At 49.1% G+C, this 7,617-nt stretch carries 7 protein-coding genes, 1 pseudogene and 1 riboswitch; of the genes and pseudogenes, 5 read left to right on the top strand and 3 right to left on the bottom strand.

Translation table 11 applies throughout. The annotated features are described in order from the left end of the window. Positions 1-376 precede the first annotated feature (376 nt). Complete coding sequence (gene pgi, locus VJY99_RS04900) at positions 377-2,023, bottom strand: glucose-6-phosphate isomerase (protein WP_324116864.1); 1,647 nt, start codon at positions 2,021-2,023, stop codon at positions 377-379. 412 nt (positions 2,024-2,435) lie between these two features. After that, positions 2,436-2,670, top strand: a riboswitch (Lysine riboswitch). A 158-nt stretch (positions 2,671-2,828) separates the two neighbouring features. On the opposite strand from pgi, the gene lysC reads away from it, so the two are divergent. The 3 genes from lysC (at position 2,829) to VJY99_RS04885 (ending at position 5,693) form a co-directional block, all read left to right on the top strand. Next, positions 2,829-4,184, top strand: coding sequence for a lysine-sensitive aspartokinase 3 (gene lysC, locus VJY99_RS04895; RefSeq protein ID WP_324116862.1), 1,356 nt, complete (start codon positions 2,829-2,831; stop codon positions 4,182-4,184). Positions 4,185-4,276: 92 nt separating this feature from the next. After that, positions 4,277-5,224 carry a ketopantoate/pantoate/pantothenate transporter PanS gene (gene panS / locus VJY99_RS04890; protein WP_324116860.1) on the top strand — a complete coding sequence of 316 codons (948 nt, stop codon included), beginning with the start codon at positions 4,277-4,279 and terminating at the stop codon, positions 5,222-5,224. A 196-nt stretch (positions 5,225-5,420) separates the two neighbouring features. Continuing rightward, the gene (locus VJY99_RS04885; protein WP_064541291.1) at positions 5,421-5,693 is read left to right on the top strand and encodes a DUF3811 domain-containing protein; all 273 of its coding nucleotides are present in this window, start codon (positions 5,421-5,423) and stop codon (positions 5,691-5,693) included. 1 nt (position 5,694) lies between these two features. On the opposite strand, the gene rluF is transcribed toward VJY99_RS04885, so the two are convergent. After that, the gene (gene rluF / locus VJY99_RS04880) at positions 5,695-6,567 is read right to left on the bottom strand and encodes a 23S rRNA pseudouridine(2604) synthase RluF (protein WP_324116856.1); all 873 of its coding nucleotides are present in this window, start codon (positions 6,565-6,567) and stop codon (positions 5,695-5,697) included. 211 nt (positions 6,568-6,778) lie between these two features. Here rluF and VJY99_RS04875 point away from each other — a divergent pair, with 211 nt between their 5' ends. Both VJY99_RS04875 and VJY99_RS04870 read left to right on the top strand, forming a co-directional pair. Next, the gene (locus tag VJY99_RS04875; RefSeq protein WP_324116854.1) at positions 6,779-7,111 is read left to right on the top strand and encodes a type II toxin-antitoxin system RelE/ParE family toxin; all 333 of its coding nucleotides are present in this window, start codon (positions 6,779-6,781) and stop codon (positions 7,109-7,111) included. Further along, on the top strand, positions 7,086-7,376 hold the full coding sequence (locus VJY99_RS04870) for an addiction module antidote protein (RefSeq protein WP_324116852.1): 291 nt from the start codon (positions 7,086-7,088) through the stop codon (positions 7,374-7,376). The genes VJY99_RS04875 and VJY99_RS04870 overlap by 26 nt, the downstream gene beginning before the upstream one ends. A gap of 34 nt (positions 7,377-7,410) precedes the next feature. On the opposite strand, the pseudogene VJY99_RS04865 reads toward VJY99_RS04870, so the two are convergent. Continuing rightward, positions 7,411-7,617, bottom strand: a pseudogene (locus VJY99_RS04865) (Na/Pi cotransporter family protein); the annotation flags it as partial.

Genomic DNA, 7,617 nt, shown 5'->3' with positions numbered 1-7,617 from the left:
AATAGGGTTAGACCGATGTGGGAAATATGGAATGTGATTTAAGATAGTTGGAAATATAACAATAAAGCGAATGACACTAATTTGTTTAATTGTTAAAAAACAAATAGTTAATATATTAACAAAAAGTCATTCAATCTAATTAATCCTAAAATATCCCTCTTTAATTTTCAGGGTATAGATTTTTTTAGGATTAACCTCAGCGGGAAGAATGGAGGATATTAAGCAGCAAGGGGATTTATCTTATAATTATTTGGTAGAAATAAATAAGCCGGCGCATAAGGCCGGCTTATATTTAACTACATTTATCTATACCCTCAATAATTCGAGTGATGAGTCAGTGCAACCAACACCCCCACAACTCGAAGTATGACGGGTATTAGCGCCAGGATTTATAGCGATTGATTAATCCATTCGTAGAGCTATCGTGGCTGCTGATTTCCGCTTCATCACCCAGTTCTGGAAGAATACGGTTAGCCAGTTGCTTACCTAATTCAACACCCCACTGATCGAAGGTGAAGATGTTCAGAATTGCACCCTGAGTGAAGATCTTGTGCTCATACAGCGCAATCAGTGCGCCGAGGCTGAACGGAGTGATGTCACGCAGCAGGATGGAGTTAGTTGGGCGATTACCTTCGAACACTTTGAACGGTACCACGTGTTCCAGAGTTTTCGGGTCTTTACCCTGGTCTGCATATTCCTGCTCAACCACATCGCGAGCTTTGCCGAACGCCAGCGCTTCTGTCTGCGCAAAGAAGTTAGACAGCAGTTTAGGATGGTGGTCAGAAAGCGGGTTGTGACTGGTCGCCGGTGCGATGAAATCGCAAGGAACTATTTTGGTGCCCTGGTGAATCAGCTGGTAGAACGCGTGCTGGCCATTAGTGCCCGGCTCGCCCCAGATGATTGGGCCAGTCTGGTAATCCACGGCGTTGCCGTTACGGTCAACACACTTACCGTTGGATTCCATGTTGCCCTGCTGGAAGTAAGCCGCAAAACGGTGCATGTACTGGTCGTATGGCAGAATGGCTTCGGTTTCAGCGCCAAAGAAATTGTTGTACCAGATACCGATCAGCGCCAGCAGCACGGGCAGGTTCTGTTCTGCTGGTGTATTGGCGAAATGCTGATCCATTGCGTGTGCGCCGGAAAGCAGTTCAACGAAGTTTTCGTAACCTACAGACAGGATGATGGACAAGCCAATGGCTGACCACAGAGAGTAACGGCCACCGACCCAGTCCCAGAACTCAAACATGTTGGCAGTGTCGATACCGAATTCACCCACGGCTTTCGCATTAGTCGACAGCGCAGCAAAGTGTTTCGCTACGTGCTTGTTGTCGCCAGCCGTTGCCAGGAACCAGTCACGCGCACTGTGGGCGTTGGTCATGGTTTCCTGAGTGGTGAAGGTTTTAGACGCCACCAGGAACAGCGTGGTTTCCGGGTCAACTTTCTTCAGAACTTCAGCGATATGTGTGCCATCAACGTTGGACACAAAGTGCATGTTGAGGTGGTTTTTGTACGGACGCAGCGCTTCGGTCACCATGAATGGGCCGAGGTCTGAACCGCCGATACCGATGTTCACAACATCAGTGATCGCTTTGCCGGTGTAGCCTTTCCAGTTACCGCTAATAATGCTTTCGGAGAAGGTTTTCATCTTCTCAAGCACCGCGTTCACTTCTGGCATGACATCTTTGCCATCAACGACGATTGGCGTGTTGCTACGGTTACGCAGCGCAACGTGCAGCACAGCACGGTCTTCAGTACGGTTAATCTTCTCACCAGAGAACATGGACTTGATTGCACCTTGCAAATCAGTCTCTTTCGCCAACGCCTGCAGCTTAGTCAGGGTTTCTTCAGTGATGAGGTTTTTGGAGTAATCCACCAGCATTGAATCGTCGAACGTGGCAGAGAATTTAGCAAAACGGTCGGCATCCTGCGCAAAAAGCTCAGCGATAGTGACATCTTTCATTTCGTCAAAATGCGCTTGCAAAGCCTGCCATGCAGCGGTCTGCGTTGGGTTGATATTTTTCATAGCGATACCCTTTTGATTTGAGAACTGTGACTGCGGTCAATTGTATATCCACAAAACGGGATTTGTGATGATTTTTCTACCCAAGCCCTGGGAATACCTTTTCAGATTATGTGCCAGCGAAAAAATCCTCAGTTCATTTTCAGCCCATAGATCGCGTTGGGAGCGCAACAGCGCAAGCAACGCGATTAAATGAATATTTTGGTTGTCTGGATTATTTAGAGAAAAATCTCGGTACAGTGCCAATTTCACGCCTAGGGAAGAATGAAAAACTACCGCAGTAGATGGACAAACGACACCGACCTTACCCCACACCCTAATGGCACGGGTACAGAATGAAAACTCTGCATCTTTCAGACGTTGACATCTGTCGCGTTACATTTTATTTGTATACGGCTACTTGCTCACTTGTGAGTAAGCCAGAAGAGGCGCGTCGCCCAGGTATCGTGTTTGAGGAGCCAATCCGCAGACGACACAGGAGGGGGAGCGACGCCGAGATAATATGCGTATGGCAGCGTATGTTATCGACTACAAGGGCTGAATCCCTTGGGTTGTCACCAGAAGCATTCGGTAGTCGGATGCTTATACCCGGACACATTGCGTTGTAATGTACAGACTCTGGGTAGACAAGGTGGGGCGCTTCTGGGTGTATCCGTAGTTCAGGTTTTCTTTTCTACGTCTGCCCCTTTCTCTTCCCCCCTTGTGCCAAGGCTGAAAAATTTAATGCCATTACTCCGGATTTATTCGAGTGCATCCAACAAAGATGCAGCCTGAAGAATGACGGATTGCTCCCTGACACGAGGTTGTAATGTCTTACCCACAAACCGTTATCGCCAAATTTGGCGGCACCAGCGTTGCTGATTACGACGCAATGAATCGCAGCGCCGACGTGGTGCTTGCCGATGAAAATGTTCGCGTAGTGGTACTTTCCGCTTCTGCGGGTATCACCAATTTGCTGGTTGCGCTGGCGCAAGGCCTGGAAGCGACGGAGCGTTTCGTTAAGCTTGATGCTATTCGCAAAATTCAATATGACATCGTCGAACGTCTGTCTCATCCGCAGATCATCCGCGAAGAAATTGAACGCCTGCTTGAAAACATCACCACCCTGGCTGAAGCGGCATCACTGGCGACTTCTACCGCGTTAACTGACGAACTGGTCAGCCACGGCGAATTAATGTCTACGCTGCTGTTTGTTGAGATCCTGCGTGAACGCAAAGTCGATGCACAATGGTTTGATATCCGCAAAATCATGCGTACCAACGACCGTTTTGGCCGCGCTGAACCTGATGTGGCGACATTAGCAGAGCTGGCAAGCCAGCAGCTTCAACCGCGTCTGGCACAATCCCTGGTGATTACTCAAGGCTTTATCGGTAGCGAAGCCAAAGGCCGCACCACCACGCTTGGCCGTGGCGGTAGCGACTATACTGCCGCACTGTTGGGTGAAGCGTTAAATGCCAGCCGTGTTGATATCTGGACTGACGTCCCGGGCATTTACACCACCGATCCACGCATGGTGCCCTCGGCAAAACGCATCGACAAAATCACATTTGAAGAAGCCGCTGAAATGGCAACATTCGGTGCAAAAGTCCTGCATCCAGCAACATTAATGCCTGCCGTTCGTCGTGATATCCCGGTGTTTGTCGGCTCCAGCAAAGATCCAAAAGCGGGTGGAACTCTCGTATGTAATGCAACCGACAATCCGCCGTTGTTCCGCGCTCTGGCTGTTCGCCGCAAACAAACCCTGGTGACACTGAATAGCTTGAGCATGTTGCACGCTCACGGTTTCCTCGCGGAAGTTTTCAATATTCTGGCGCACCACAATATTTCCGTCGATTTGATTACCACGTCCGAAGTCAGCATCGCGCTGACGCTGGACACCACGGGTTCAACATCGACAGATGAAAGCCTGCTGACCACGTCATTGCTGACTGAGCTTTCCTCGCTATGCCGTGTGGAAGTGGAAGAAAACCTCGCGTTGGTCGCTATCATCGGTAACAACCTGTCCAAAGCTTGTGGCGTGGGCAAAGAGGTGTTTGGCGTACTCGATCCGTTCAATATCCGTATGATTTGTTACGGCGCATCCAGCTATAACCTGTGCTTCCTGGTGCCTGGCGATGACGTTGAACAAGTCGTGAAAAAACTTCACCACAATCTGTTTGAATAATTTTTAAACTCATGAGATGAATACCAAATGCCGGGCTCGATCCCGGCATTTTTATAACCATAAAACAACACAACACTTGCAAGGATCTCAATATGCTCTCTGTATTCACCCGGCTGTTCCCGCTCTGGGCGGTGCTGCTGTCTGTACTCGCCTTCTATACTCCCGGCACGTTCACCCCCCTCGGCCCGTGGGTCAGCACGCTTTTGATGCTGATTATGTTTGGCATGGGCGTGCATCTACGGCTGGATGATTTTAAACGGGTGTTATCACGCCCTGCCCCTGTCGCGGCGGCAACGTTTTTGCACTATCTGATCATGCCACTGGCGGCCTGGGTCCTGGCGAAACTATTCAATATGCCACCTGATCTTTCCGCAGGGATGGTTCTGGTAGGCAGTGTGGCGAGTGGTACGGCATCAAACGTGATGATTTATCTGGCAAAAGGCGATGTGGCACTCTCGGTGACCATTTCCTCTGTGTCCACGCTGGTCGGGGTTTTTGCTACCCCATTACTGACACGTTTGTATGTCGATGCGGAAATCCAAGTGGATGTGATGGGTATGCTACTGAGCATCCTGAAAATCGTGGTGATCCCCATTGGCCTCGGTTTGATTTTACACCACCTCTTCCCGCGCCTTGTAAAGCGTGTCGAACCCTGGTTGCCCGCGTTTTCGATGCTGTGTATTCTGGCGATTATCAGTGCCGTGGTGGCCGGTTCAGCTTCGCATATCGCATCGGTTGGCCTGATGGTTATCATTGCGGTCATTCTGCATAACAGTATTGGGTTACTGAGCGGATATTGGGGCGGAAAACTCTTTGGCTTTGATGAGTCCACTTGTCGCACACTGGCAATTGAAGTGGGTATGCAGAACTCAGGCCTTGCGGCCGCTCTTGGCAAGATGTACTTCTCACCATTGGCAGCCCTTCCTGGCGCACTGTTCTCGGTGTGGCACAATCTGTCCGGCTCGCTTCTGGCAGGTTACTGGTCTGGCAAAACGATTGATGAAAACAAAGATAAGCAGTTGAAAAAGCGCCGCGCTTGATGCACTACTGATTTAGCAAAAAGCTCGGGAAACCGGGCTTTTTGCTTTTAACTCAGCGAAACGCTAACAAATTTGCCAATACAACTGTGCATATTTACCAACATATTCGGCTAACTTTGCGACCAGAAGCTGATTTTTACTGAGCTAGCGGGCACTTTGCTTTACACTGGAGGCCACTTCATAAGAGGCCGCAATGATGTCCACATCAAGACTGACACAGCAAGATATGACCGAAGCCGAGCAGCGCGAACTGAAAACGCGGCTAGACCGCGCACGCATCGCCCATGGTCGCCCCCTGACAAACTCAGAAATCAACCACGTTAAAAAAACCTATATCGACCAATTAATGGAAGCACGTGAACAGGCGGCTAAAAAAGTGCGCCAGATCAAAAAGCAAAAAGCGGCAAAACCAGATACATCTGCCACTTATTCCTGGTCTGCCAACAGCCATTCACGCGGAAAGCGCTAACCTAGCGCCCTTTCTTTTTGCGCCCTGGCTGAGCAAAGCGTTTGCGTGAAGCAAGCTCTGCCGGGGTTTTCGCGCTGCTCTTTGGCACTGCACTTACCGGTTTTTTTGCAACGGCGGGTTTGGCCTTTGGTTTTTTTGCAGGCTTCGCCTCTGAAGAAGAATTCTCAATCAGTTTAAACAGCTCGACCAACTCATCTTCGGTTAAATCGCGCCATTCACCCAGCGGTAGCCCTTTCATACTGACGTTCATAATGCGAGTACGTTCAAGCTTCGTCACTTCATAACCAAAGTGTTCGCACATACGGCGAATCTGCCGGTTAAGGCCTTGTACCAAGGTGATGCGAAACACAAACGGTGCTTCTTTCTTCACTTTGCATTTTTTGGTTACGGTGCCCAGCATCGGAACACCTGCGCCCATGCCACGAATGAACTCGTCAGTGACCGGTTTATTGACCGTAACGACGTACTCTTTTTCATGGTCATTCCCAGCACGCAGGATTTTATTCACCAGATCGCCATGGTTGGTGAGGAAAATCAGCCCCTGGGAGTCTTTATCTAAACGCCCAATAGGGAAAACGCGTTTGCTGTGGTTAACGAAATCGACAATGTTGTCCTTTTCGCCATCTTCGGTGGTACTCACGATACCCACAGGCTTGTTCAGCGCGATAAGAACCAGATCGTCTTCGTCACGGGGTTCAATGAGCTGACCATTAACCTTCACCACGTCTCCGGCAAATACCTGATCGCCAATCGCGGCGCGTTTGCCGTTGATAAAAACATTCCCTTGTTCGATGTAACGATCGGCATCACGACGGGAGCAGATACCGCTCTCGCTGATGTATTTGTTCAGTCGTATAGATGAATTGGTCAGCATGATTCCTCCGTAAAACCTGGAATATACCTTACCTGAGAGGCGATGCGAACAGGCAGAACACACATTGTCTGATTATCTCGAGGGATCTCGCAGAGCGAAAAAGTGGGTTGCGGCCCTCTTTCCAAGTTGATAACAACCCCATTGTGAAACGCCACCAAACGAATACTTTCAGATTTCGACTCTCTACCCTCAAAGTATTTTATAAACTACAATGTCAACAAAAGAGCTTATACAATCGACCTCATTCCAAAAATGGGTATTGAACCTCAAAGATAAACGAGCACGAACCGCCATCGCCGCTCGGCTTTACCGCCTTGCTAATGATTTACCTGGTGATGTTGCATCTGTTGGTGAAGGTATCAGTGAACTGAGAATTCACTATGGTCCCGGCTACCGTATCTATTACCGCCAGTATGACCATTCAATTCTGTTGATTCTTTGCGGCGGTAATAAGAGCTCTCAAACTAATGATATTGCCATTGCAAGAATGCTGGCGAAAACCTGGAAGGAACAAGAGGATGAGTGGAACATTTACAACATATGACCCAGCAGCAGCATTAGTTGATGATGAAGAAATTTCCTTTTTCATGGCCGATGCACTGGAAACCGGCGATGCCGCGTACATTGCCAAAGCACTAGGTATTGTGGCTCGAGCGAAAGGTATGGCATCCGTTGCCAGTGAAACCGGCTTATCACGCGAGCAGTTATACCGTTCGTTTAGTGAAGATGGAAATCCGACACTTAAAAGCACTCTCGCAGTGATGAAGGCGCTGGGGATTGAGTTGACCACTAAAGTTCCTCATTCCTGAGCCGGCACCTTCAATTCAGAAAGTGTCTTGTGCGTTAATATTCGTCGCGCTCATCATCGTCGGGCTGCTCAAGTACGCTGTACGCGACGGCGCAGAACAACGAGTTCAGACGCTTCATGTCCCCGAGTAAACCGAGGTGCAGCGAGCTGGTTTCGATACTCTGCACGTTTTGTTGATGCAGGCGATCAACGTGCGCATGTGAGAAACGACGATTCAGAATACGGAAACGATGTTTGTTACG

The sequence above is a fragment of the Buttiauxella sp. genome (assembly GCF_035271705.1).
Classification (GTDB): domain Bacteria; phylum Pseudomonadota; class Gammaproteobacteria; order Enterobacterales; family Enterobacteriaceae; genus Buttiauxella.
The sequence above is the reverse complement of the archived record's forward strand: the minus strand, read 5'-3'. Positions and strand labels throughout refer to the sequence as shown.